23 protein-coding genes are annotated in these 23720 nt (G+C 62.8%); 13 read left to right on the forward strand and 10 right to left on the reverse strand.

Annotated features, from left to right (window positions below; all coding sequences use genetic code 11):
• The first annotated feature begins 3 nt into the window (after positions 1 to 3).
• The 12 genes from MHM88_RS08885 to MHM88_RS08940 all read left to right on the forward strand — a co-directional run bounded on the left by MHM88_RS08885 (position 4) and on the right by MHM88_RS08940 (position 11960).
• The gene (locus MHM88_RS08885) at positions 4 to 786 is read left to right on the forward strand and encodes an ABC transporter ATP-binding protein (protein WP_239363212.1); all 783 of its coding nucleotides are present in this window, start codon (positions 4 to 6) and stop codon (positions 784 to 786) included.
• A 43-nt stretch (positions 787 to 829) separates the two neighbouring features.
• Positions 830 to 1594, forward strand: coding sequence for a transporter substrate-binding domain-containing protein (locus MHM88_RS08890; protein WP_239363214.1), 765 nt, complete (start codon positions 830 to 832; stop codon positions 1592 to 1594).
• Between the two features lie 73 nt (positions 1595 to 1667).
• Entirely contained in the window at positions 1668 to 2381 is a 714-nt protein-coding gene (locus MHM88_RS08895) for an ABC transporter permease (protein WP_239322943.1), read from the forward strand.
• Positions 2382 to 2393: 12 nt separating this feature from the next.
• The gene (locus tag MHM88_RS08900; RefSeq protein ID WP_239322941.1) at positions 2394 to 3086 is read left to right on the forward strand and encodes an ABC transporter permease; all 693 of its coding nucleotides are present in this window, start codon (positions 2394 to 2396) and stop codon (positions 3084 to 3086) included.
• Positions 3087 to 3121: 35 nt separating this feature from the next.
• Complete coding sequence (locus tag MHM88_RS08905; protein ID WP_239322939.1) at positions 3122 to 3919, forward strand: arginine deiminase family protein; 798 nt, start codon at positions 3122 to 3124, stop codon at positions 3917 to 3919.
• A 212-nt stretch (positions 3920 to 4131) separates the two neighbouring features.
• On the forward strand, positions 4132 to 5478 hold the full coding sequence (locus MHM88_RS08910; RefSeq protein ID WP_239363231.1) for an ABC transporter substrate-binding protein: 1347 nt from the start codon (positions 4132 to 4134) through the stop codon (positions 5476 to 5478).
• Positions 5479 to 5554: 76 nt separating this feature from the next.
• The gene (locus tag MHM88_RS08915) at positions 5555 to 6856 is read left to right on the forward strand and encodes a carbohydrate ABC transporter permease (RefSeq protein WP_239363243.1); all 1302 of its coding nucleotides are present in this window, start codon (positions 5555 to 5557) and stop codon (positions 6854 to 6856) included.
• 5 nt (positions 6857 to 6861) lie between these two features.
• Complete coding sequence (locus MHM88_RS08920; RefSeq protein ID WP_239363246.1) at positions 6862 to 7683, forward strand: carbohydrate ABC transporter permease; 822 nt, start codon at positions 6862 to 6864, stop codon at positions 7681 to 7683.
• The gene (locus MHM88_RS08925) at positions 7683 to 8681 is read left to right on the forward strand and encodes an ABC transporter ATP-binding protein (RefSeq protein WP_239363249.1); all 999 of its coding nucleotides are present in this window, start codon (positions 7683 to 7685) and stop codon (positions 8679 to 8681) included. Before MHM88_RS08920 ends, MHM88_RS08925 begins: the two co-directional genes overlap by 1 nt.
• Entirely contained in the window at positions 8678 to 10105 is a 1428-nt protein-coding gene (locus MHM88_RS08930; RefSeq protein ID WP_239363251.1) for a glycerophosphodiester phosphodiesterase family protein, read from the forward strand. The genes MHM88_RS08925 and MHM88_RS08930 overlap by 4 nt, the downstream gene beginning before the upstream one ends.
• Positions 10102 to 11121: a LacI family DNA-binding transcriptional regulator gene (locus tag MHM88_RS08935; protein WP_239322930.1), complete on the forward strand. Its 1020-nt coding sequence runs from the start codon at positions 10102 to 10104 to the stop codon at positions 11119 to 11121. The genes MHM88_RS08930 and MHM88_RS08935 overlap by 4 nt, the downstream gene beginning before the upstream one ends.
• On the forward strand, positions 11118 to 11960 hold the full coding sequence (locus MHM88_RS08940; RefSeq protein ID WP_239363254.1) for an inositol monophosphatase: 843 nt from the start codon (positions 11118 to 11120) through the stop codon (positions 11958 to 11960). Before MHM88_RS08935 ends, MHM88_RS08940 begins: the two co-directional genes overlap by 4 nt.
• On the opposite strand, the gene MHM88_RS08945 is transcribed toward MHM88_RS08940, so the two are convergent.
• Positions 11957 to 14299 (reverse strand): bifunctional diguanylate cyclase/phosphodiesterase, encoded by a 2343-nt coding sequence (locus MHM88_RS08945; RefSeq protein ID WP_239363258.1) that lies wholly within the window; start codon positions 14297 to 14299, stop codon positions 11957 to 11959. The two genes, MHM88_RS08940 and MHM88_RS08945, sit on opposite strands and share 4 nt — an antisense overlap.
• 213 nt (positions 14300 to 14512) lie before the next feature.
• Between MHM88_RS08945 and MHM88_RS08950 the strand changes: the two genes are divergently transcribed.
• A complete protein-coding gene (locus MHM88_RS08950; protein ID WP_239363261.1) occupies positions 14513 to 15511 on the forward strand; it encodes an NADPH:quinone reductase in 999 nt (332 codons plus the stop codon).
• Positions 15512 to 15594: 83 nt separating this feature from the next.
• On the opposite strand, the gene MHM88_RS08955 is transcribed toward MHM88_RS08950, so the two are convergent.
• The 9 genes from MHM88_RS08955 to MHM88_RS08995 are packed head-to-tail and all read right to left on the reverse strand — an operon-like array spanning position 15595 to position 23712.
• A complete protein-coding gene (locus MHM88_RS08955; protein WP_239322924.1) occupies positions 15595 to 15990 on the reverse strand; it encodes a RidA family protein in 396 nt (131 codons plus the stop codon).
• On the reverse strand, positions 15987 to 16391 hold the full coding sequence (locus tag MHM88_RS08960; RefSeq protein ID WP_239363263.1) for a thioesterase family protein: 405 nt from the start codon (positions 16389 to 16391) through the stop codon (positions 15987 to 15989). The genes MHM88_RS08955 and MHM88_RS08960 overlap by 4 nt, the downstream gene beginning before the upstream one ends.
• A gap of 3 nt (positions 16392 to 16394) precedes the next feature.
• On the reverse strand, positions 16395 to 17081 hold the full coding sequence (locus MHM88_RS08965; protein ID WP_239363273.1) for an ABC transporter ATP-binding protein: 687 nt from the start codon (positions 17079 to 17081) through the stop codon (positions 16395 to 16397).
• Entirely contained in the window at positions 17078 to 17827 is a 750-nt protein-coding gene (locus tag MHM88_RS08970; RefSeq protein WP_114961590.1) for an ABC transporter ATP-binding protein, read from the reverse strand. Before MHM88_RS08970 ends, MHM88_RS08965 begins: the two co-directional genes overlap by 4 nt.
• Positions 17820 to 18803, reverse strand: coding sequence for a branched-chain amino acid ABC transporter permease (locus MHM88_RS08975; protein WP_239363275.1), 984 nt, complete (start codon positions 18801 to 18803; stop codon positions 17820 to 17822). The genes MHM88_RS08970 and MHM88_RS08975 overlap by 8 nt, the downstream gene beginning before the upstream one ends.
• Positions 18800 to 19720, reverse strand: coding sequence for a branched-chain amino acid ABC transporter permease (locus MHM88_RS08980; RefSeq protein WP_065326402.1), 921 nt, complete (start codon positions 19718 to 19720; stop codon positions 18800 to 18802). The genes MHM88_RS08975 and MHM88_RS08980 overlap by 4 nt, the downstream gene beginning before the upstream one ends.
• 57 nt (positions 19721 to 19777) lie before the next feature.
• Complete coding sequence (locus MHM88_RS08985) at positions 19778 to 20908, reverse strand: ABC transporter substrate-binding protein (protein WP_239363277.1); 1131 nt, start codon at positions 20906 to 20908, stop codon at positions 19778 to 19780.
• A 33-nt stretch (positions 20909 to 20941) separates the two neighbouring features.
• The gene (locus tag MHM88_RS08990) at positions 20942 to 22558 is read right to left on the reverse strand and encodes a benzoate-CoA ligase family protein (RefSeq protein ID WP_239363280.1); all 1617 of its coding nucleotides are present in this window, start codon (positions 22556 to 22558) and stop codon (positions 20942 to 20944) included.
• The gene (locus MHM88_RS08995; protein ID WP_239363282.1) at positions 22555 to 23712 is read right to left on the reverse strand and encodes an acyl-CoA dehydrogenase family protein; all 1158 of its coding nucleotides are present in this window, start codon (positions 23710 to 23712) and stop codon (positions 22555 to 22557) included. Before MHM88_RS08995 ends, MHM88_RS08990 begins: the two co-directional genes overlap by 4 nt.
• Between the last annotated feature and the right edge of the window lie 8 nt (positions 23713 to 23720).

Here is a 23720-nt window from a genome sequence, read left to right on the forward strand (position 1 = left end):
CCGATGCCCGATGCCACACCGCCCAATCCCCCCGCCATCGAAGTGCGCGCGCTGCACAAGTATTTTGGCACGGCGCATGTGCTGCGGGGGGTGGGTGTCACGGCACAAGATGGCGATGTGGTGTCCCTGATCGGCTCCAGCGGGTCCGGCAAGAGCACCTTCCTGCGTTGCATCAACATGCTGGAGACACCGTCGAGCGGTCAGATTTTCCTCGGTGGTGAGGAACTGAGCCTGAAGCCCGGCCGCGCGGGTCTGATGCCGCGCGACCGACGCCAGCTGGAGGGGTTTCGCGCTCGGCTGGGCATGGTGTTCCAGTCCTTCAACCTCTGGCAGCATATGACCGTGTTGCAGAACGTGATCGAGGGGCCGGTGCAGATCCTCGGGCTGTCCCGCGCCGAGGCGACGGAGCGCGCCGAGGCGCATCTGGCCCGCGTCGGCCTGTGGGAGAAACGCGACGCCTATCCGGCCTATCTCTCGGGCGGGCAGCAACAGCGGGTGGCCATTGCCCGCGCGCTGGCCATGGATCCGCGGGTGATGCTGTTTGACGAGCCGACCTCGGCGCTGGACCCGGAACTGGTGGGCGAGGTGCTCAAGGTCATTCGCGAGCTGGCCGACGAGGGCCGCACCATGCTGCTGGTCACCCATGAGATGCGCTTTGCCCGGGATGTGTCGAGCAAGGTGCTCTATCTGCATCAGGGCCAGATCGAGGAAGAAGGCCCGCCGGAGCAGGTCTTTGGCGACCCGGTCAGCGACCGCTGCCGCGCCTTCGTCGCCTCGGTCCACTGACCCGTCAATCCATAACAAACCACCAAACAGGGAGTTCAGAAAAATGAAAACACTCAGCACCTTCACCGCCGCGGCCGCCCTCGCGATGACCGCCGGCATCGCCAGCGCCGAGGTCAAGATCGGCATCGCCGCCGAACCCTATCCGCCCTTTGCCGAAAAGGCCGCCGATGGCAGCTGGAAAGGCTGGGAAATCGAGATCGTGAACGCGCTCTGCACTGCGATGGAAGAAGACTGCGAGATCGTTCCGATCGCCTGGGATGGCATCATCCCGGCGCTGCTGTCGGAAAAGATCGACGTCATCACCGCGTCCATGTCGATCACCGAAGAGCGCATGAAAACCATTGATTTCTCGGACAAATACTACAACACACCCGCCGTACTGGTGGGCCCGAAATCCATGGAGATGACCGGCGATCCGGCCAGCCTCGATGGCCGCTATGTCGGCGTTCAGGTCTCTACCACGCATGCGAACTATGTTGATGCGCATTTTGCCGACACCGCCGAGGTCAAGACCTACAACACCTTTGACGAACACAACCAGGATCTGGTTGCGGGCCGTATCGACGCGGTTGTGGGCGACAGCCTGGCGTTCCAGGACTTCCTCAACAGCGACGCGGGCCAGGATTACGAAGTGAAGGCGGAGCTGAATGACGTGGCGATCTTCGGGCCCGGCGTGGGCGGCGGCATCCGCAAGGGCGATACCGAGCTGCGCGAGAAGATGAACGCGGCGATCCAGCAGATCCGCGAAGATGGCACCTATGATGCGATCTCGGACAAATACTTCAACTTCGACATCTACGGCGGCTGATCCCCGCCCGACTGGCCGGGCGACCCGCTGAGGTCGCCCGGCACCTTTGTTTCAGGAAAGACCCACATCCCCGATGGATAGCGCATTCGACCTCCTCGCCCTCAGCCCGCCCGGCTGGGGAGGCAATCTCCTCATGGGCCTGTTTCGCACCATCCAGATCGCTGTCGGTGCCTATGCGCTTGGCCTGCTGATCGGGCTGTTCGGCGCCCTGGGCAAGCTGCACGGCGGGCCGGTGCTGCGTTGGGGGCTGGAAATTTACACCACGGTGATCCGCGCCATTCCGGAACTGGTGCTGATCCTGCTGCTCTATTACGCGGGAACGGATCTGCTCAATGTGCTGCGCGAGAGTCTCGGGATGGAGCGCACCGACATCAATGGCCTGTGGGCCGGGATCTACGTGATCGGTCTGGTCCAGGGTGCCTACTCCACCGAAGTCTTTCGCGGCGCGTTTCAGGCGGTGCCGCATGGGCAGGTGGAGGCCGGGCGTGCCATGGGTCTGCGCCCCTTCACCGTGCTGCGCCGCATCACCTTGCCGATCATGCTGCCCTATGCGCTGCCGGGGCTGTCGAACCTCTGGCTGATCACCACCAAGGACACCGCGCTGCTGGCCGTTGTCGGCTTCAGCGAACTGGCGCTGGAAACCAAACAGGCGGCCGGGGCCACGCGGGAGTATTTCATGTTCTACATGGTGGCGGGCGCGCTTTATCTGGCGCTGACGCTGGTCTCCACCCTCGGTTTCACCCTGCTGGAACGACGCCTGCGGCGCGGCCAGCCGGTACAGACATAGGGGGCACATAGCATGGAATGGTATTGGCTGGCCGAATATGCCCCCCGTTTCGCCGAAGGGCTCTGGCTCACCCTGCAACTTCTTGGCTTGTCGATCTTTTTTGGCATGGCACTGGCAATCCCGATCGGGTTGGTGCAGGTCACCGGACCCTGGCCGCTGGCCTGGGCGGCGCGGGCGTTCTGCACCGTGATCCGGGGCACGCCGCTGCTGATCCAGCTCTGGCTGATCTACTACGGGCTGGGATCGCTGTTTCCCTTTATCCCCGGCATTCGCGACACGATGATCTGGCCCCTGCTGCGCGAGGCCTTTCCCTATGCGGTCTTTGCGTTCTCGCTGAGCGTGGCGGGCTACGAGGGCGAGGTCATGCGGGGCGCGTTCCGCGGCGTGCCGCGGGGCGAGCTGGAGGCCGCGCGCGCCATGGGCATGTCGCCCTTCACCGTGCTGCGCCGGATCTGGTTGCCGCGGGCCTTGCAGAACGTCTTTCCCACCCTTGCGGGGGAATTCATCCTGACCCTGAAGGCCACGCCTCTGGCCGCCACCATCACCGTGTTCGAGGTTTATGGCGTCGGCACCATCGTGCGCCAGGAAACCTATCGCATCTATGAACCGCTGCTGTTCGTGGCAGCGATCTACCTCTGCCTGACCTTCGTGCTGGTGATCGCCTTTCGCCTGATGGAGCGCCGGATGCCCCGCCGCACCGCCTGACCCGTATTTCCATTCAACGACCAAGGACTACCCCCATGACGGACCGTTCCTTCCGCTTCACCCACGCGATTTCGCGCAAACCCAGCGCCAGCATCACCGACGGACTGCGCGCGGTCGACACCGGCACGCCGGATCTTGAGCTGTTTGCCAGCCATCACGCCGACTACGTGCTGGCGCTGAAGGAGACCGGGGCCGAGGTTCTGGTGCTTGACGCGCTGGAGGCCTACCCCGATGCGGTCTTTGTCGAGGATACCGCACTGTGTTTGCAGGAAGGGGCCATCGTGATGCGCCCCGGGGCCCCTTCGCGGCTGGGGGAGGCCGCGGAAATGGCACCCCATCTGCGCAGGCTCTACGCCGAGGTGCGCGAGATCTCCGGTGCGGACAGCTACATCGAGGGCGGCGACATCCTGACCACGGAAACGGAAATCCTGGTGGGACGCTCGGCCCGCACCAATGCCGCCGGCATCGAAGAGTTGCGCCAGCTGGTGGCCGATTGGGGCTACAGCGTGCGCGAGGTCATCACCCCGGAAGGCGTCTTGCACTTCAAGACCGATTGCTCGCTCCTCGACGGTGAGACCGTGCTCGCGACAGAGCGTCTGGCGGCCTCGGGGTGCTTTGACGGCTACAAGGTTATTCTCACCGCAGAGGGCGAGGAGGCCGCGGCCAATACCATTCGCTTCAACGACCTGGTGCTGATGCCCGCAGGCTTCCCAAAGACCCGCGACCGCCTGGTGGAGGCCGGCTACAACCTCCGCGAAATCGGAAATTCCGAGGCCGCAAAACTGGACGGTGGCATGTCCTGCCTGTCGCTGAGGTTCTCTCCAAACACCTGATTTCGAACATTTTCCCTGAAACATCACACACGCCCCGGATGCCGCATCCGGGGCGTTTTTGCGGCCGCCCCCTGCCCTGTCGCGATCCGTCGTCAAAAAAGTGAAACACGAATCGCCTAGATCCTGCATCGAGATGTGCACACGTGTGCTCACATCACGAGCATCATGTGCCGACTGCTTCGATCATTGGCCAAAACCACGGGGAACCGACCATGTCCAACTTGCGCGCCGTCTTCGCCACCACTGCCCTTGTCGCCTGCGGCACAGCTGCCCTCGCCGAGGATATTACCATCAATGTCTGGGCTGGAGGCTCCAACGATGCCGACAGCTACCGCTGGGAAGCCATCGAGCTCGCAGCCGACCTGCTGGAACGTGAATATGCGATCCTGGGCGAGGAGCTGAACATCACCGTCGAGGCAAAACGCGACTTTGGCGGCTGGGACGAATTCAAACAGGCGGTGACGCTGGCGGCCGAGGCCGGCACCGCGCCGGCGATCGTGGTCACGTCCCACCTCGACATCGCGCCCTGGTCGCAGGCCGGCTATATCGTGCCGGTCGAGGATTACCTCGATCTGGATGCCTGGCCGCTCAACGACATCTACCCGAACCTGCTGGAGATCGCCTCTTATGATGGCATCCAGTGGGGCCTGCCGCAGGACGCCGAGAGCCGTCCGTTCTTCTTCTGGAAGGATACGATGAAGGGCATCGGCTATTCCGATGCCGACATCGACGCCCTGCCCGCCAAGGTGGCCGCCGGTGAATACACCCTGCAGGACGTGCTGGCCGATGCCAAGAAGGCCGTCGACATGGGCCTCGTCGAAGAGGGCTACGGGTTTTATCCGCGGGTGTCGAACGGCCCCGACTATGCGCAGTTCTACCAATCGTTTGGCGGTCAGTTGCAAGATCCCGAAACCGGCAAGCTGGTGCTCGACAAGGCCGCGATGGAAGAGATGTACCAGTTCTTTGTCGATGCCGTGGAGGCAGGCGTGACCCGCAAGAACCACATCGGCACCGATTGGAGCCAGTGGTACAGTGAGGTCGCCAACGGCAAGGCCGCATTGTGGCACGGCGGCACCTGGCACTATGCCCGCTACACCGGCAAGGAAGGCAACGATGATTTCTTCGGCACCATCCAGTTCTCGCTGATCCCGGCGGGCAACGACAAGGGCCGCGCCAATACCATCACCCAACCGCTGGTCTATCTGCTGACCGACCAGCAGGATGACACGGTCGAAGACGTGGCCGCGCAGCTGGTGAAGATCGCCTCCGAACCACGCCTGAATTCCCTGCACGCGATCAAATCCGCGCATCTTGGCATCAGCAGGCAACAGGCCAATGTCGAACTCTATTCCGGCGACCGCTGGGCCGATGAAGCAACGGAACGCCTGCTCGGCACCGCCAATGCGCAGCCGAACCACCTGCAATACGGCGTCTTTGCCGAAACCATGTGGAAAGGGCTCGAAGCTGCCTGGACCGGTGTTCAGACCCCCGCCGAGGCCGTGGCCGCGGTCGAGGCGGAACTGACCGCAAAGCTTGGTGACGAGCTGATCGTCCGCTGAGGGTTATCTTCCCCCAAGAAGATCGGGAGGGCGGTGCGCCGCCTTCCCACCTTCCCCCCAACGTCTCGGATCTGTCATGCGCAACGTAAACTGGCTGGGCCTCGCCTTTCTGAGCCCCGCCCTGGTCATGGTGACGCTGTTCTTTCTGCTGCCGGTCGTGCTGACCGGGTTCTTTGCCTTTACCAATATGTCCACCGCCACGGGCGTGACCGGCGGCGAGTATCTTTTGAACAGTGCCAGCCTGCGCAGGCTGCAAAACGAGGGCTTGCCGCAGGAGGTGCTGGCGAAACTGGAGGCTGGCGGCTACCGCGTGGATGCGGCCGGGCTTGCCGCCCTGGCCGAGGCGACCACCCCCGCCACCGCGCAGGAACTGGAACAACTGCATGGCGCAGCGGAGTTTTCCGACCGGCGCGATATGGAACGGGCGCTGAAGGACCTGCGCGACAATCGCATCCGCAGAACCCGCGACCGGAAAGAGGCCGCAGAGCTGTTCAAACGCTCGATCCTGAACGAACGCTTTGCCACCGAAGCCGCCTTTCGTGCAGCCCTGACCGAAACAGGCACACCCGCCGCTCATGCGGAGCAGATCACCACCGCCGCCTATACCGGCTGGGTCTGGACCACCAAAAACGTGGAGCTGCTGTTCGCCCTGCCGTCCACCCTGCGCTACGCGGCCAATACCGCACTTTATGTGACGCTGACGCTGGCCTTCAACGTGGGCTTCGGGCTGTTCCTCGCGATCACCACCTTTTACCTGCCCAAGGGACAGGGGGCTGCCTTCCGGGCCATCTGGTTCCTGCCGCGCATCCTGCCGCCCGTGCTCTACGTGCTGATGTGGCGCTGGTTCACCTGGGACACAGGCTTTCTGGCCACCGTCACCGGGTATTTCGGCATCAGCCCGAAGAACTGGATGCTCGACACCTCCTACCACGCCTGGACGGTGGTGGTGCTGATCAACGGCTTTGTCGGCGCGTCGATGGGAATGATCATCTTCTCCTCCGCCATCCGCGCCATTCCCACATCCATGCTGCATGCCTCCGAGGTGGACGGGGCGGGCCGCTGGCAACAGGTGCGCTGGATCATCCTGCCGCAGCTGGCCTGGCCGATCCTGTTCATCACCTGCTATCAGACGCTGTCGCTTCTGACCTCCTTTGAATACATCCTGCTGGCCACCGATGGCGGACCCGGACGCGCGACCGAGGTCTGGTCTCTGGCCGCCTATCACACCGCCCTCAACAACTATGGCGGCAATCTGGAGTATGGCCTGGGCGCGGCCTTCGCACTGGTGCTCGTGTTGATCGGTATTGCCGCCAGCCTGATCTACTTCCGCCTGTTCAACTTCAAACGGCTGATCACCAAGCCGCTGATCGAGGGGTGAAAGATATGTCCTCCAAGAACTGGCCCGTCCTCCTGCTGCTGTCGGTGGTGTCGCTGCCGCTGTTGATCATGTGCGGCTATGCGGTGATCGACGCCTTCAGCGATACCGCTCCCGGCTCCTTGGTGCCCACACGCTTCACGCTAGAGCATTTCCGCTTCCTGTGGGAGCCGGTGGCCGAAGCACGCGGCAGCATCTGGGTGGCGACCGCCAACACGTTTGTTTTTGCCACCACTTCGGCGCTGGTTGTGACCATGGTGTCGCTCACTGCCGGCTATGCGCTGTCGCGGCTGAATTTTCCGGCGCGGGGCTTCTTTCTGGCCGGGCTGATCGTGTTGCATGCCTTTCCAACCATCACGCTGATCATCGCGATCTTCCTGATCCTGCAAATGCTCGGTCTCTATGACACGCTGATCGGTGTCATCGTGGTGAAAACCGCGCTGGAGTTGCCGCTCGGCATCTGGATCATGAAGGGGTTCTACGACACCGTCCCCTGGGAGATCGAAATGGCCGGCGTGCAGGATGGTGCCAGCCGCGCCACCGTCTGGTGGCATCTGGTGTTGCCGCAGGTGCGGCCCGGCCTGATGGCGCTGATCCTGTTCTCCTTCCTCTCCGGCTGGTCGGAATACATCCTGCCGCAGGTGCTGGCCCCAGGATCGGACGCGCGGGTGCTGTCCACCTATCTCAGCTCCCTGATCCTCGACGACACCAAGGCGGACTTCAATCTGTTCAAGGCAGTGGGCCTGTTCTACGCGGCCCCGGTCGTGGTGATCTACCTGCTGTTCCAGAAACACCTCATGAACATCTATGGCGGAGGCACCAAGGGCTGATGCAACTTGACCTGATCAACTTCACCAAGCGTTTTGGCGACACCACGGTGATCGAAGACATGTCGCTCTCGGTCAACTCCGGCGAGATGATCGCGCTGCTGGGCCCGTCGGGCTGCGGCAAGTCGACGACGCTGTTCGCCATCTGCGGCATCCATCGCATTGACCAAGGACAGCTGATGTTCGGTGGCAAGGATGTCGCCCATCTGCCAAGCCAGTCGCGCAATGTGGGCGTGGTGTTCCAGAACTACGCGCTTTATCCGCATATGACGGTGGCGGAAAACATCGCCTTTCCGCTCAAGGTGCAGAAGATGAACCGGACCGACCGCGAGGCGATGGTGCGCAGATATGCCGAACTGGTCCATATCGAGGCGCTGCTGGAACGGCGCCCGGCGCAACTGTCCGGCGGGCAACAGCAGCGGGTGGCGCTGGCCCGTGCGCTGGTGCGGCAGCCGGATTTTCTGCTTTTAGACGAACCGCTTGCCAACCTTGATGCCAAGCTGCGGCTGGAGATGCGGTCCGAAATCCGCCGCCTGCAACAGGAGACCGGCCTGACCGCGATCCTCGTCACCCACGATCAGGTGGAGGCGATGTCGATGTGCGACCGCATCGCCCTGATGAATGGCGGGCGCATCGTGCAGTATGATACGCCGACCAGCATGTATGAAAGGCCCGAGAACGACTTTGTCGCCGGTTTCCTCGGCAATCCGCCGATCTCCTTTGTGTCTGGCGCGGGGCTGGGACAGAGCGACGCCCGGGTGGCGCGCTACGGAATCCGGCCCGAGGGGTTTGGCCCGCAGTTCGGCAGCGCCCTGTCCGGTCGCGTCACCTTTGTCGAAACCCAGGGCCGCGAAGATCTCTTTGATGTCTCGCTGACAAATGGAGAGGTCTTGCGCTCCATTCAGCCCGCCGGGTCGGGCATCCGCCCCGGGTCGACGGTGCAGTGGGGCGTGGCCCAGGACAAACTGCTGCGGTTCGACCAGGACGGGAGGCGACTATGACGCACTGGCTCTCCCCCGCCCGCCCCTATGTCATCGCCCATCGCGGGGCCTCGGCCTATGCGCCGGATTGCTCCATCGAGGCCTATGAAAAAGCCGCCCGTCTGGGCGCCGATTTCTGGGAGGTCGACATTCGCCGCGCCGCCTGCGGCACACTTGTTGCCTGTCACGATGCCGCTCTCCCCGATGGCCGCGCCATCGCGGAGCTGACCTTCGACCAGCTCGGCGCCGCCGCACCTGCCCAAGGCGTGTCCGCCGTGGCCCTCGCCAGCATCCTGGCGCTGGCGGTGGAGCATGATGCCGGTGTTTACGCCGACATCAAAGACGTCGACGCCGCCCTGCCGGTAATGGCGGCGCTGCAGGCTCAGGGCATCACCCGCGCGATCCTCGGCACCTTTAACCCCGAGGCCATCGCCGCTCTGGATGCTGCGCAATGCCCCTACCCCCGCGCCGCATTGGTGCCGGTGGGTGTGGACCCCTTTGAGCACGCGCGCGGCGCCGAGATCATCCACCTCTGCTGGGAGAGCCTGGATCAGCCGCAGGATCTGTTGACGCCCGCGTTCTTTGCCAAGGCTGCGCAACTCGGGCAAAAAGTGGTGCTCTGGCACGAGGAAGATCCCCTGCGCATGGCCGACTTGCGGCATCTGCCGGTGCTGGGCATCTGTTCCGACCGCCCCGAAATGGTGCATCCCTACTCTGCCCGCGATGATGCGCAGATCGAGATCGTCTGCCACCGTGGCGCGCCCGAATTTGCGCCGGAAAACACGGTCGAGGGCGCGATCTGTGCCTTTGGCGCGGGGTTCGACATGGTCGAGCTCGACGTGCACTCGCTGCGCGATGGCACGCTTGCGGTGATCCATGACGACAGTTTCGACCGCACCACCGATGGGTGCGGCAGGGTGGCCTGGTCCACCGTCGCGGACTGCGCAAAACGGGATGCGGGGGCGTGGTACTCGCCGCATTTCACCGGCACCAAAGTTCCCGACCTTGACGACATTCTGGATGTCACCCGCACCCACGGCGGCAAGCTATACGTCGAGTTGAAACAGGCCGACCCCGATGCCGTGCTGGCCGCGGTGCGGGCCAAGGGCATGATGGAGCGGTGTTTTTTCTGGTCGTTTGACTACCAGCGCCTCGCAGCCTTGCGCGCCGCAGCGCCCGAAGCGCACATCATGATCCGCCGTCAGGACCTGCCCGATCTTGAGACTGCGCTGGCAACGCTCCGGCCCAGTATCCTCGAATTCACGGTGGAGGAGGACTTCTCCGAATTCAGCCGTTGCCGTGCGGCGGGTGTCCGGCCCATGATCGCCTATATGGGACGTGACACGGCGGTCTTTGACAAGCTCCTGGCCGCCGGGCCCGACCTGGTGAACCTGCACTTTCCTTTCCTGTTCCGCGATCACCTGCGGGCGCGGCGTGAGACATGACTGAAAAGAAACAGAAAAAACCGACATCCTTTGACGTGGCGCGCCTGGCGAATGTGCACCGCTCGGCGGTGTCGCGGGCGCTGTCGGGCAAGGGACGTGTGTCCGAGGAGACCCGTGAACGGGTCATCAAGGCGGCGCAGGAACTCGGATATCGCGTGAACTATCTCGCACGGAGCCTACACGACCAGAACTCCGGGCTTGTCGGTATCGTCGCTTCGCGGCTCGACACGCCTTATCGCGCCCTTCAGGTGAAGATCGCGGCCCGCGACCTGCTGAACAAGGGCTATTGCCCGATCCTGATCGTGGCCGAAGGGGACGTGGCGCTGTCGGGGCTGATCGACCGGCTGTTGAACTACAATGTTGCCGGGATGATCGTCACCTCCGACTCGCCGCCGGCCGGGATCATTGACGAATGCAAACGCCTCGCCGTGCCGGTAGTGCTGGTCAATCGCGATGTGGGCGATGTACAGGCCGACCGCGTGCAGCTGGATATCGAAGCGTCCGGCCAGATGGCGTTTGACATGCTGCGCGCCGCCGGAGGCACGCGTTTTGCGGTGCTGGCGCCGCGCGAGCAGACCTATACCGTGACCGGACGCGCCCGCGCCTTTGCCGCCTGTTGCCAAGCCGCCGAGTTGCCGGTGACAATGATCACACCGCACCGGCAGAACTATGTCGACGGGCTTGAGGCCGCCGATCTGCTTGCGGCGCAGGACGACAGCATCGATGCGGTGTTCTGCACCACCGACCTGCTGGCGCTGGGGTGCCTTGACGGCATGCGTGTGACCTATGGTCGCCAGATCCCGCAGGATCTTCAAATACTCGGCTACGATGATATCGAGCAGGCGGGCTGGCTGGGCAACAACCTGACCACGATCAAGCAGGACGCAGGCGCGGCGGCGGTGCTGGCCGTGGAGCTGATGCAAGCCCGGATCGAAGACGCCACCCGCCCGTTTGAAACCGCCACCATTCCGATTTCGCCGGTCTGGCGCGGCACCACGCGAAAGACCGCAGGATGACCGAAATCGCAGCGCGACTGGCCTTTGCGATCAATATCGCGCGGGAGGCGGGGCAATTGGCACGCCAGATGCGGTCCCGGCAATCTGGCGACTTTGTTTCGGCAAAAGGGCCGCAGGACTTTGTGACCGAAGCCGATACCGCCGTCGAACACCTGCTGCACCGCCGCCTTGCTGCGGCCTATCCTGCAGACGGTTTCCTGGGCGAGGAGGGCGGATCACGCACCAGTGGACGGTTCACCTGGGTCGTCGATCCGATCGACGGCACCACGAACTTCCTGCGCGGATTGCCGGAATGGGGCGTATCCATCGCCTGCATGAGCGCCGAACACATCGAGCTTGGGGTCATCTACCTGCCGGACCTGGACCGCCTCGGCTGGTGCAGCCGCGCGGAAGGGGCCTACCTTGACGGGATCGCGCTTGACCTGTCGAACCGCCCCGAAAGCGCCGGGAAGCTGGCCATCCTCGGCCATTCGGACCGGTTACTGCTGGAGGATCATCTGCGCACCATCTCGGGCCTGCTGCCCGCAGGCTACGAGTACCGTCGCCAAGGCGCGGCCTGTTTCGGTTTGCTGGCGGTGGCAACCGGCTGGGCGGATTTCTATTTCGAGGGGCATCTCAACCCTTGGGACGCTTTGGCGGGCCTGCTGCTCGTGGAAACCGCGGGCGGGCAGGTCTCGAGGCCCGCCCTGCCCCAGTTCCTGCGCGCGGGTGGCGCGGTGCTGGCAAGCAGCGGCGACCTCGCGCCAGAGATCCTCGACCGGTTGCAGCCACCGCCCCCGGCGTCAGATACGGCCCGGCGTCATCCCGATCAGGGCGGTGATCTTCCCTCAGAGGGCTAGATCACGCTGCGATCCTGGTCGACTCCCAGCAGGTTCAGCTTGAGGTCGGCAAAGCTGCGCGGCTTGGAGAAATAGAAGCCTTGCAGGGTGTCGCAGCCGATCTGGCGCAACAGTTTTGCCTTGTCGAGTGTATCAACCCCCTCGGCGATGATCTTCACATCCAGCGTATGAGCAAGGTCGACCACCGAGGCCACCATCCGCTCCGCGCGTTCGCTCTTGCCCAGGGGGAAGATAATATTGCGATCGATTTTGATCGCATGCGGTTCGATGTTCAGCACCCCGTTGATAGAGGCATGTCCCGAACCAAAATCATCCATGTCGATCTGAAATCCCATATCCTTCAGCGTGTCGATGCAGAAAATCAGCGCATCATCGCCCTCTTCGCAGGAGATCGATTCCAGGATTTCAAAGGCGAACTGATCCCGGTTGTCGGGGATTCTGCTCTGTACGGTATCGAGAAACCCCGGCTCCATGATCCGGGGCGCACTGACGTTGAAGGCGACGCGGGGCACGTGAATATCCATGTCGCGCAGTGCTGTGACCTGCTGGACCGCTGCTTCAAAGATCTGCCCGTCGATTTCCGCCTCCAGCCCCAGCTGCTTGGCAAGACCGAGAAAGCGCGAGGGGGGCAGCACCCCGAGACTGGGGTGATCCCAGCGGGCGAGCACCTCCAGCCCGGCCAGATGCCAGGTGCGGGCGTCGTGCTGAGTGTGGTAGAATGGTACGATTTCACCACGCTCCAGCGCCTCCTGCAACTGATCGGCAAGCGCACGTTCGGCCTGGGCTTCCTGACGCATTTCCGAGGTGAAGACCTCGACCGTCGCGCGCCCCGACGCCTTGGCACGGTACAGCGCCGCGTCGGCATTGCTCAGCAACTCGCTGGCGCTCATGGCGCCGGCCTCGCCACAGGCCACGCCAAAGCTGGCCCCGAAGTTGCAGCGCTTGTTGCCCCAGGAGACCGGTTGCAGCACCTCTGCCAACACGCGTTTTGCCAGTACCTCTGCCTGCCGCAGGGTGGTGCCCGCCTGACAGAGGATGACATATTCATCGCCCCCCACCCGCGCGGGCAGATCGCCCGATTTGGTGTGTTTGCGCAGAACATCCGCCACATGGCACAGCACGAAGTCGCCCGCCTCATGACCCAGGATGTCATTGATCTTCTTGAAACGATCAAGATCGATGCGGACCAGGGTGACCGTTTCATGCGACAGACGCCGGGCCAGTTCCTGATCCAGATGGCGACGGTTGGCCAGTTTTGTCAGCGGATCGCGCAGGGATTGCTGCTCGATCCGATCCTTGGCTTCCTTCAGCGCTTCGGCGGCTTCGCGCTGCTGACGTTCGTTGCGCACCAGTTGGGTGATTTCGCTGCGCGTCACCACCTTGTCGCCAAAGTCGGTCTCGTTCACCCGGGCGATGATATGGCGATCCCCGGCGAGCTCCAGCTGGGTCTCGGCGCGGAAATCCCGGCTTTCGATACGGAGGTTGTAGGAGGCGGCAAATTCTTCTGGTGTCGACCCGTGCAGCGCGTAATGGCCAGCATGAACGGCGCCGACGAGAATCTCTCCCAATGACATGCCCGGCTTCACCTCCTCGGGGTGGGCATGGCTCAGCTCCCGGTAGGTATCGTTGCAGGTCACCAGCCTGTTTTCATCGTCGAAGATGGCGAACCCATCGCCCGACGCCCCCATGGCCGCCGCGACCCGCTGTGTCATCCGGTTGAGGTCACGGGTCTGCTGCGCCTGCGTCTGCCAGGAGCGGATCATCTGTCGCGACAGCCCCACGAAAAACAGCGCCAGGCAGAGGCTTATGACCGCCGTGCCGCCTTCCACGATTCGGACAAGCCGATCCTCGATCATGTTGACGTGCGGGTGAAACGCGTGGCTCAGCCGCTCCAACCGCTCCACCGAGGCGAGGAGTTGCAGGTTGCGCGCAAACGGGCTGTTCGCCCCGCTCTGACGGATCGCATCCTCCTGCAGCAACTGGTCGAGAAGCGCGGTCATCTTGTGGGTTTCCTCGATCCCCTGATGGCACAGATCCAGCGCCGCGCTGGCCCCCAGAAGCTCAAACCCCTTGCGTTCGACCATGGACAGATTGTCGATGCACCAATGCGCCTGTGCGTCGGCGCGTTCGGCCAGCACCTTGATCTGCCGGGCCGCCTCCGGGCGGATCACAGGGTTCGCGGCCAGGATGTCCATCGCGTCATGCACGAGGCTGAGGTGGATCATGTTGCGGGCCCGGTATTCGCTGGCCAAGGTCAGATAGCGATAGCCAAGGAACGACATTCCGGTCAGCAGCGCCAGAATGAGCGCAAACAGGGCCAGCGTTTGTCCCAACCTCATGACCAGATCTCCCGAAGGGTACTCGAATTCCACATCGGATCGACCCTAGGCAGATATACTTGCTCAATGCCTAATCCAGCCGCGGCACCGCCCCGCATGGTTAACACGGCATTGCACCCCAAGGACCTGTGCCCGACTGCCCCTTGCGTTCCGGGGCGATTTCGGGGCTCATGCGCACATCCATACGTTCAGAGAAAAACACAAGGAGCGAGCATGAAAGCGGTCTTCAATACGGCACGCGGCACAGCCCGGGACACTTTGACCCTCAAGCAAGTGGGGACCCCATTGCCGGGCGCGGGCGAGGTTCTGGTCGCAATGCGGACCTCCGGCGTGAACCCTTCGGATGTGAAACTGCGCTCCGGCGCGCAGGGGCCGATGATCGCCGATCAGGTGCTGATCCACAATGATGGCGCTGGTGTCATCGAGGCGGTTGGCGAAGGCGTCGGCCCCGCGCGCGTCGGCCAGCGGGTGTGGCTCTATAATGTGAACCGCTCTGCGGATGGGCTGGGTCAGGGTCCGTTGGGAACCGCTGCGGAATATGCCATTGTGCCCGCGCATCTTGCGGTCGAACTGCCGGAGCCGGCGAGCTTTGACGCCGGTGCCTGTCTCGGGGTCCCGGCGATGACGGCCCATCGCGCCCTGCTCTGGGCCGGCCCCGTTGCGGGCAAGACGGTGCTGGTCACCGGAGGCGCCGGTGCCGTCGGTCACAGCGCCATCCAGATCGCCAAGGCCAAAGGCGCGCGGGTTGTCGCCACCGTGTCCGGCGAGGCCAAGGCGGAGATTGCCAGAGACGCCGGTGCCGACGACGTGCTGAACTACAAAAGCGCGCCGCTTGTCGACCAGCTGCTGGATGTTGTCGGAACCGGGGGAATAGATCACGTGGTTGATGTGGACATTGCCGCACATGTCGACATCTATCCGCAGATCCTGACGCTGAACGGCTCGGTCGGCGCCTATGCCTCGGCCTCCGATCTGACACCGGCGCTGCCGTTTTACCCGCTGGCCTTCCGCAACATCCAGTTGCAGCCGGTGTTTGTGTATTCCATGAGCGACGCCGCCAAGGCCGAGGCGATTGCCGACATCAATGCGCTGCTGTCTTCTGGTCAATTGACCCCGCGGATCGACAGGACATTCGCACTGGAGGACGTCGCCGTCGCCCATGAGACCGTGGAGGCTGGCAGCCTGATGGGCAACGCAATCTTGCGTTTCTGAGACCGCCATGCACGCAACACAAAGGGCCCCGGCAACACGGGGCCCTTTACGGCTTGTCTCGGTCCGTTGTTCCGGGCAGCGGGTCAGGTGATATGCGCGGTCGCCTCGATCTCGACCAGCGCGCGATCCTCCACCAGTCCTGCGACGATCAGCATCGACATGGCCGGGAAATGCTTGCCAAACACCTCGCGGTAGGCCGCGCCCACTTCGGCCTGATGGGCGAGGTATTCCTGTTTGTCGGTCACGAACCACGTCAGACGGGTCACATCAGCGGGCTTGCCCCCGGCAGCCTCGACAATGGCGGCGATGTTTTTCAACGCCTGTCGCATCTGGCCGACGAAATCATCCGATACAAATTCCTTGTTCTCGTCCCAGCCGATCTGGCCGCCAATATGCAGCACGCCATCATGGGTCAGCATGCCATTGGCATAGCCTTTGGCCGGAGCCCAACCTTCGGGGTGAATGGTTTGATGGGTCATGTCTGCCCTTTCATCTCGTTCTCAATTTTTGTTCGGATCGGTGCGGGCCAGGGGGCGGAGCGCCCCTCGGCATTGATATGCACCAGGGTTGTTTCGGTGGAAAAGCGCAGCTCCTCGCCGCAATGTGCGGTCATTTCATAGGCAAGCGAGGACTTCCCGATCCGCGTGACCACAAGGCGCAGCATCAGGTGGTCACCGTGGCGGCTGGGGGCGGAAAACCGCGTCTGGATATTGGCCGTGGGCACGCCTGCTGTTTGGTGAATGTCCTCAAACGGCCAGCCCAGAACATCGGCAAACCAGCCTTCGACGCAGTCGTTCATCATCTCGAAATAGCGCGGGAAAAAGACGATCCCCGCCGGGTCACAATGTTTGAACAGCACTTTCTGTGGCATCTCATACATGGCTCATACCCCCACGTAACGCTCTGAAATCTCTGGGGTCAGGGCCGCCATGGTCCCTCTCCAGACGGTCTTGCCACGCTCCAGCACCACCGCACGATCACAGACCTGTTCCAGTTCCGCCAAAGTCTTGTCGATCACCAGGATCGCCATATCGGTGTCCTGTTTCAGCCGGTTGATCGCCGCCCAGATTTCCTGACGGATGATGGGCGCAAGTCCCTCTGTCGCCTCATCCAGAATGAGCAGGCGCGGGTTGGTCATCAGGGCGCGGCCAATCGCGAGCATCTGCTGCTCCCCGCCCGAGAGTGACGCCGAAAGCTGGCTCTGGCGTTCGCCCAGACGCGGGAACAGCTGGGTGACGCGGCCCATGTCCCAGTCACCGGGGCGGCTGGTGGCAAGAAGGTTCTCCGCCACCGTAAGATCGCGAAAACAGCGCCGCCCTTCTGGCACCAGACCAAGGCCCAGACGCGCGGCCTTGTGGCTGGGCAATGCGTGCAGGTTCTGACCCGCGAACTCCAGCGTGCCGCCTGCGGCGATCATGCGGCAGATCGCCTTGACGGTGGTGGATTTGCCCATGCCGTTGCGGCCCATAAGCGCCACCACCTCGCCCGGGTTGATATCGAGGTCGACACCAAACAGCGCCTGACTCACACCATAGGATGCGGTGAGGGATTTGACGGACAAAAGACTCATGCGCTTTCTCCCAGATAGGCTTCGCGCACGCGCGGGTCGCTGCGGATCTGATCGACGCTGCCGGTAGCGATGACCTCGCCGTAGACCAGCACGCTGATCCGGTCCGCGAGTGCAAAGACCGCGTCCATGTCATGTTCCACCAAAAGGATCGGAGCCTCTTGGCGCAGACTATCAAGGAACCCGGTAAGGTTCTTGGACCCCTCTGCACCAAGGCCCGCCATGGGTTCATCCATCACAAAGGCCTTTGGCGCGAGCGTAAGCGCCACGGCAACCTCCAACTGGCGGCGTTGCCCATGGCTCAGGTCGGCGCAGCGCTTGGTCTTGTGGTCGGCAAGGCCAACCCGCTCCAGCGCCGCTTCGGCTCGGGCACGCAAAGACCTGTCACCAAGGGCCGCCGACCAGAACCGCCACGGCCTGCCGCTGGCGCCCATGGCGCCGAGGGTGGCGTTCTCCAGCACCGTGTCTTCCATCGCGAGCGCTGAGATCTGAAAGGTCCGCCCCAGACCGGCCCGCGCCCGCTGATCGGTGCTGAGGCTGGTCACATCCTGACCCATCAGCTCGACACGACCTGCATCCGGCGCAAGTGAGCCACAGATCTGGCCGATCAGAGTGGATTTGCCTGCCCCATTGGGGCCGATGATGGCGTGGATTTCGCCGGGGCGCAGATCAATCGAGATATCATTGCTGGCCTTGAGCGCGCCGAAGGATTTGGTGATGCCGTAAGTTGCAAGAATGGTCTCAGTCATGGGTTGCCTCCTTGCCGGCCACCAGCCCGGTGATGCCACCGCGCGCAAAGAGCACGACCGCCAGAAGGATCAGCCCAAGGAAGATGTGCCAGAACTCGGTGATCCCGCCGAGGAAATGTTCCAGCGCCACAAAGGTCACAGCCCCCGCAACAGGCCCAAACAGCCGCCCTACCCCGCCGAGGATCACAAGGATCATGATCTCGCCCGAGAACTGCCAGCTGAACATCGTCGGGCTGACAAAACGGTTGAGATCGGCAAAGAGCGCGCCAGCCAGACCGGTGATGACACCGGAGATGACAAAGGCGACAAGTTTGAGGCGCATCGGGTCCATGCCCACGGCCTCAACCCGCGCGGGTACCTGACGCGCCGCGTTCAGGCCCAGACCAAAGGGCGCGCGACGCAGGCGGGCAGAGAAGATCAGCACCACCACGAGGATCGCAAGACACAGCCCGTAGAACTGGATCGGGGCCAATGTGTTGAGACCCGGAAAATCGTTACGGACATAGATCGACATGCCGTCTTCGCCGCCATAGGTGCTCCACGAAATCGCGAAGTAGTAAAACATCTGACCAAAGGCGAGCGTGATCATGATGAAATAGGCCCCGGTGGTGCGTAGGCTCAGGATGCCAATGACCAATGCTGCAAGGGCCGAGACCACAATGGCCAGAAGCCAGATCACCGGCATGAACTTGGTGCCTTCGATCAGGAAAGGCCATTCCATCAGCGGGGTGTAGCTTTGGGCGTGGTGGGCAAGGATGCCCATGGCGTAGCCGCCAATCCCAAAGAATACGGCGTGGCCCAGGCTCACCAGACCGCCGATGCCCAGCGCGATGTTCAGGCCAGCCGCCGCAAGGGCAAGGATCACCGCACGGGTCGCCAGTGTGATCGTAAAGGGTTCGTCCGTCATCACCGCCCATGCAGGCACGGCAATGAGACCCAGCAGCAGGGCTGCGTTAAAGAGTGTTTCTCGGCTCATGCGCGCGCTCCGAACAGGCCAGAGGGACGCCAGATCAACACAAGGCTCATCAGGATATAGATCGACATCGAGGCGATCGACGATCCGGCAGAGGTGGCGGGGGCTGCGTCCATAAAGAGTTTGAGAACTTCGGGCAGGAAGATCCCGACCAATGTGTCCGTAAGCCCCACCAGCAATGCGCCGATAAACGCGCCCTTGATGGACCCGATCCCACCGATCACGATCACCACAAAGGCAAGGATCAGCACCGGCTCGCCCATGCCCACCTGCACCGACTGGATTGCGCCCACCAGCGCGCCTGCGAGACCAGCCAAGGCCGCCCCCAGCGCAAAGACCAGCGTGTAGAGTTTCGAGATATCGACGCCCAGCGCCGCAATCATCTCGCGGTCGTTTTCGCCCGCGCGGATCTGGATGCCGATACGGGTGCGCTCAATCAAGAGCCACAAGCCAAACGCCACCAGCAGCCCCACGCCAATCAGCGCCAAGCGATACAAAGGATACTGGATGCCGCCGGGCAAGGTCACCGGCCCCGACAAGGCATCGGGAATGTCCAGGAACAGTGGAAAAGACCCAAAGACCCAGCGTGTGCCCTCGGAAAAGATCAGAATGAGCGCAAAGGTCGCCAAAACCTGATCGAGATGGTCGCTGTCATAGAGCCTGCGGATCACCGCGACCTCAATCACAGCCCCCGCAAGGGCCGCTGCCGCAAGGGCCGCGATCAGCGCCAGTACAAACGATCCGGTGACGCCCGCCACAGCCGCCGCCGCAAAGGCCCCAACCATATAGAGCGAGCCATGGGCGAGGTTGATAAGCCCCATGACGCCAAAGATCAGCGTCAGCCCCGCCGCCATGAGAAAGAGCATGACGCCGGATTGCAGCCCGTTCAGCACCTGCTCGATGATAAGTATCGTGGACATATGTCTTCTTTCAGGTGTGTCCCGGCCCGCAGGTCCTGCGGGCCGGGCGCGCCTCACTTACATCTTGCACGCGTCCACATAGGCGTTTGCATGATCCTCAAGAGCGGTGCCGACGATCTTGTTGGTAAAGACGTCACCTTCCTTGATGACCTCACGCACATAAACGTTCTGGATCGGGTGATTGTTGGCGGCAAAGGAGAACTCTCCCCGCACAGAGGCAAAATCCGCCTCCTTCAGGGCCGCAGCAAAAGCTGCGTCATCATTCACATCCGCCTTGTCGATGGCCGACAACAGCAGGTTCGCAGTGTCATAACCCTGCGCCGCGTAGATCGACGGCAGGCGGTCGTACTTCTGCTGGAAGGCCGCAACAAAAGCCGCGTTGGCCTCATTGTCCAGATCCTTGGACCATGTGGAGGAGTTCTTGACCCCCACAGCCGCCTCGCCCACCGCTTGCAGGATACCCTGATCAAAGCTGAAGGCCGGGCCGACCACGGGCAGATCGACGCCGCTGTCGGCATATTGCTTCAGGAAAGAAATCCCCATGCCGCCGGGCAGGAAGAAGAACACGCTGTCGGCGCCAGACGCGCGGATCTGCGCGATTTCGGCCGCGTAATCCGTCTGCCCCAGCTTGGTATAGACCTCACCCGCCAGATCGCCCTCGTAGAACCGCTTGAACCCGGTGAGGCTGTCGTGGCCGGCCGGATAGTTCGGCGCCATGATGAAGGTGTTCTTGAACCCTTCCTGCGCCGCATAAGCGCCCGCGCCTTCGTGCAGGTTATCGTTCTGATACGACACGGAGAAATAGTTGGCGTTGCAGCCCTTGCCCGCCAGTTGAGCCGGGGCGGCGTTGGTCGAAAGGTAGAACAATCCCTGCGCGGTGGCCGCAGGCACCACGGCCATGGCGAGGTTCGACCAGACGATCCCGGTCAGCACGTCGACCTTTTCTGATTGGATCATCTTGTCGGCAAGCTGCACCGCGATGTCGGGCTTGCGCTGATCGTCCTCGATGACCACCTCGACATCATCACGGTTGGCGTTTTCCATCGCCAGCATGAACCCGTCGCGGGTGTCGATGCCAAGACTCGCACCGCCGCCCGAAAGCGTGGTGATCATGCCCACCTTGACCTCTGCCATTGCGACGCTGCTCATGAGCGCTGTGGCCGCTGAGGCCATCAGAAATTTCTTCATTGTCGAACTCCCTGTTCTGGTTGGTGTGTTGGCTTATGACCGAAGCCTAAAACGTTGGATCTTGCCTGTCTGCGTCTTTGGCAGACTTTGGGCAAAGACAATGCTTCGGGGGTACTTGTAGGGCGCGATTGTTGCCTTCACGTGGTCCTGAAGCGCCCTGGTCAACGCGGCGTCGCCAACAACGCCTGCGTTCAAAACGATATGAGCCTCGACGATATGGCCTCGTTCCGCGTCCGGGGCACCGATCACCGCGCATTCAGACACGGCGTCATGCGCCAAGAGCGCCGCCTCCACCTCGGGGCCTGCAATATTGTAGCCAGCCGAGACGATCATATCGTCGTTGCGCGCGGCAAAGTGGAAATAGCCATCCGCGTCGCGGATAAAACTGTCGCCGGTGATGTTCCAGCCATCGGTAACATACCCGGCCTGACGGTCGTCGTTCAGATAGCGGCACCCGGTCGGCCCGCGCACCGCAAGGCGGCCAACCTCGCCATCAGGCACAGTGTTGCCGTCGTCATCGACCACCTTGGCCTCATAGCCCCCCACGGGTTTGCCGGTACAGGCCGGGCGGTGGTCGTCAAAGCGGTTGGAGATAAAGATATGCAACATCTCGGTCGCCCCGATCCCATCGAGCATCGGCTTGCCGGTCTTGGCGATCCAATCGTCATAGACGGGTTTGGGCAGGGTCTCCCCGGCGGAGACGGCAGCACGCAGGCTGCTGAGATCCGCCCCCTCTTCCATTGCGGCAAGCATCACCCGATAGGCGGTCGGCGCGGTAAAGCACACGGTCGCGCGGTATTTCTCGATGATCTCGATCATATTGGGCGGGGTGGCCTGTTCCAAAAGCGTCGCGGTTGCCCCGAACCGTAGCGGGAAGATCGCCAGCCCGCCAAGCCCGAAGGTAAAGGCAAGTGGCGGTGACCCAACAAAAATATCCTCAGGCACCACATTGAGCACATCGCGGGCATAGCCGTCGGCAATGATCAATAGATCGCGGTGGAAATGCATGGTCGCCTTGGGCTCTCCGGTCGACCCGGAGGTAAACCCCAAAAGCGCCACATCATCGCGCCCGGTCTGCACCGCCTCAAAACGAACCGGTTTTTCCAGCGCCAGCCTGTCGAGTTCGGCGTCGTGGTTGGAGGTCCCGTCAAAGCCTACAACTCGCTCAAGCACGTCACACTCTGCCGCGCAGGTCTCCATCTCCTCCATCAACCGGGTATCGCAGAGCGCAAACTGGATCTGTGCCTTATCGACGTATTTCTTCAGTTCCGCGGCGCGCAACATCGGCATGGTGTTGACCACAACCGCGCCCGCCTTGGTGGCGGCCAGCCAGCAAGCCACCATCGCCGGATTATTGGCGGACCGGATCAGGATGCGGTTGCCCGGTTTGACGCCCAGATCCTCCACCAGCGCATGCGCCAGCCGGTTGGTCCAGTCGGCAAGCTCCTTGTAGGTGCGCTGCCGCCCGTTGCCGATCAGGGCAGTACGGTCGCCAAAGCCCCGCTCCACCATGGCGTCCGTCAGTTCCACGCCCGCGTTCAGATGATCCGGGTAGTCAAACCCATCCAGCAGGAAATCCGGCCATTGTTCCAGTGGCGGCAGCGCGTCGCGGGTGAATGTGTCGGTATGTGCGGTTGCGCCCAGTTTCATGACTTGCCCTCCATTGCCATCATGGCTTGCCGCGCGATCACCACGCGCTGCACGTCACTGGCCCCTTCATAAATCCGCAAGGCTCTGATTTCGCGATAGAGTTTTTCGACCATCGCACCGGAGCGCACGCCCTCGCCGCCAAAGAGCTGCACCGCCTTATCGATCACAACCTGCGCCGCCTCGGTTGAGAACAGCTTGGCCATCGCCGCCTCGCGCGTGACCCGCGCCGCACCGCTGTCCTTGGTCCAAGCCGCGCGGTAGACCAATAGGGCCGCCGCATCGACATCCAGCGCCATATCGGCGATATGCCCCTGCACCATCTGCAAATCAAAGAGCGGCGCACCCTGCACATGACGCTCTGTGACACGCCGCAAGGCCTCGTCCAATGCGCGACGCGCAAAGCCCAGCGCCGCCGCCGCCACAGTGGAGCGGAACACATCCAGCACCGACATGGCGATACGAAACCCCTGCCCCGGCGCGCCGATCATGGCGCTTGCGGGGACACGGACATCGGTAAACCGCAAGGTTGCCAGCGGATGCGGCGCGATGGTCTCCAGCCGCTCCACCACCTCAAATCCGTCCAGATCCGGCGTCACGATAAAGGCCGAGAGCCCCTTGGCGCCCGGCGCCTCTCCGGTGCGGGCAAACAGCGTGTAGACATCGGCAATCCCACCATTGGAGATCCAGGTCTTTTCACCATGCAAAACATAGTCATCGCCATCGCGCACCGCCGTCATGGTGGAGTTTGCCACATCCGACCCCGATTGCGGCTCCGTCAGCGCAAAGGCGGCGATCGCCGCACCGCTGCGGGTTTTGGGCAGCCACGCCGCCTTCTGCGCATCAGTCCCGAACAGCGAGATCGCCCCGGTGCCAAGCCCCTGCATGGCAAAGGCAAAATCCGCCAGCCCGTCGTGGCGCGCAAGGATCTCACGCGACAGACACAGCTTGCGCACATCAAGGCTCTCGCCGCCCTCTCCCTCGCCCGTGGGCCGCAAAACACCTGCCGCGCCAAGATCGGCCACCAGCTTGCGACAGGCTGCATCGGTGTCACTGTGATCGATCGCCAGCCCGGAGGCCACGGCCTCAACCTGCGCCGCCCAGTCGCGGTGCTCGTGGTCAAAAAAGGGCCAATTCAGAAAACTCTGGTCCGCCACGTTATCTT

It is taken from the genome of Epibacterium sp. MM17-32 (assembly GCF_022348205.1).
Taxonomy (GTDB): domain Bacteria; phylum Pseudomonadota; class Alphaproteobacteria; order Rhodobacterales; family Rhodobacteraceae; genus Epibacterium.

Coding starts and splice junctions, on each gene's coding strand:
- MHM88_RS08885 (WP_239363212.1), top strand. CDS start 4: ATGCCCGATGCCACACCGCCCAATCCCCCCGCCATCGAAGTGCGCGCG.
- MHM88_RS08890 (WP_239363214.1), top strand. CDS start 830: ATGAAAACACTCAGCACCTTCACCGCCGCGGCCGCCCTCGCGATGACC.
- MHM88_RS08895 (WP_239322943.1), top strand. CDS start 1,668: ATGGATAGCGCATTCGACCTCCTCGCCCTCAGCCCGCCCGGCTGGGGA.
- MHM88_RS08900 (WP_239322941.1), top strand. CDS start 2,394: ATGGAATGGTATTGGCTGGCCGAATATGCCCCCCGTTTCGCCGAAGGG.
- MHM88_RS08905 (WP_239322939.1), top strand. CDS start 3,122: ATGACGGACCGTTCCTTCCGCTTCACCCACGCGATTTCGCGCAAACCC.
- MHM88_RS08910 (WP_239363231.1), top strand. CDS start 4,132: ATGTCCAACTTGCGCGCCGTCTTCGCCACCACTGCCCTTGTCGCCTGC.
- MHM88_RS08915 (WP_239363243.1), top strand. CDS start 5,555: ATGCGCAACGTAAACTGGCTGGGCCTCGCCTTTCTGAGCCCCGCCCTG.
- MHM88_RS08920 (WP_239363246.1), top strand. CDS start 6,862: ATGTCCTCCAAGAACTGGCCCGTCCTCCTGCTGCTGTCGGTGGTGTCG.
- MHM88_RS08925 (WP_239363249.1), top strand. CDS start 7,683: ATGCAACTTGACCTGATCAACTTCACCAAGCGTTTTGGCGACACCACG.
- MHM88_RS08930 (WP_239363251.1), top strand. CDS start 8,678: ATGACGCACTGGCTCTCCCCCGCCCGCCCCTATGTCATCGCCCATCGC.
- MHM88_RS08935 (WP_239322930.1), top strand. CDS start 10,102: ATGACTGAAAAGAAACAGAAAAAACCGACATCCTTTGACGTGGCGCGC.
- MHM88_RS08940 (WP_239363254.1), top strand. CDS start 11,118: ATGACCGAAATCGCAGCGCGACTGGCCTTTGCGATCAATATCGCGCGG.
- MHM88_RS08945 (WP_239363258.1), bottom strand. CDS start 14,299: ATGAGGTTGGGACAAACGCTGGCCCTGTTTGCGCTCATTCTGGCGCTG.
- MHM88_RS08950 (WP_239363261.1), top strand. CDS start 14,513: ATGAAAGCGGTCTTCAATACGGCACGCGGCACAGCCCGGGACACTTTG.
- MHM88_RS08955 (WP_239322924.1), bottom strand. CDS start 15,990: ATGACCCATCAAACCATTCACCCCGAAGGTTGGGCTCCGGCCAAAGGC.
- MHM88_RS08960 (WP_239363263.1), bottom strand. CDS start 16,391: ATGTATGAGATGCCACAGAAAGTGCTGTTCAAACATTGTGACCCGGCG.
- MHM88_RS08965 (WP_239363273.1), bottom strand. CDS start 17,081: ATGAGTCTTTTGTCCGTCAAATCCCTCACCGCATCCTATGGTGTGAGT.
- MHM88_RS08970 (WP_114961590.1), bottom strand. CDS start 17,827: ATGACTGAGACCATTCTTGCAACTTACGGCATCACCAAATCCTTCGGC.
- MHM88_RS08975 (WP_239363275.1), bottom strand. CDS start 18,803: ATGAGCCGAGAAACACTCTTTAACGCAGCCCTGCTGCTGGGTCTCATT.
- MHM88_RS08980 (WP_065326402.1), bottom strand. CDS start 19,720: ATGTCCACGATACTTATCATCGAGCAGGTGCTGAACGGGCTGCAATCC.
- MHM88_RS08985 (WP_239363277.1), bottom strand. CDS start 20,908: ATGAAGAAATTTCTGATGGCCTCAGCGGCCACAGCGCTCATGAGCAGC.
- MHM88_RS08990 (WP_239363280.1), bottom strand. CDS start 22,558: ATGAAACTGGGCGCAACCGCACATACCGACACATTCACCCGCGACGCG.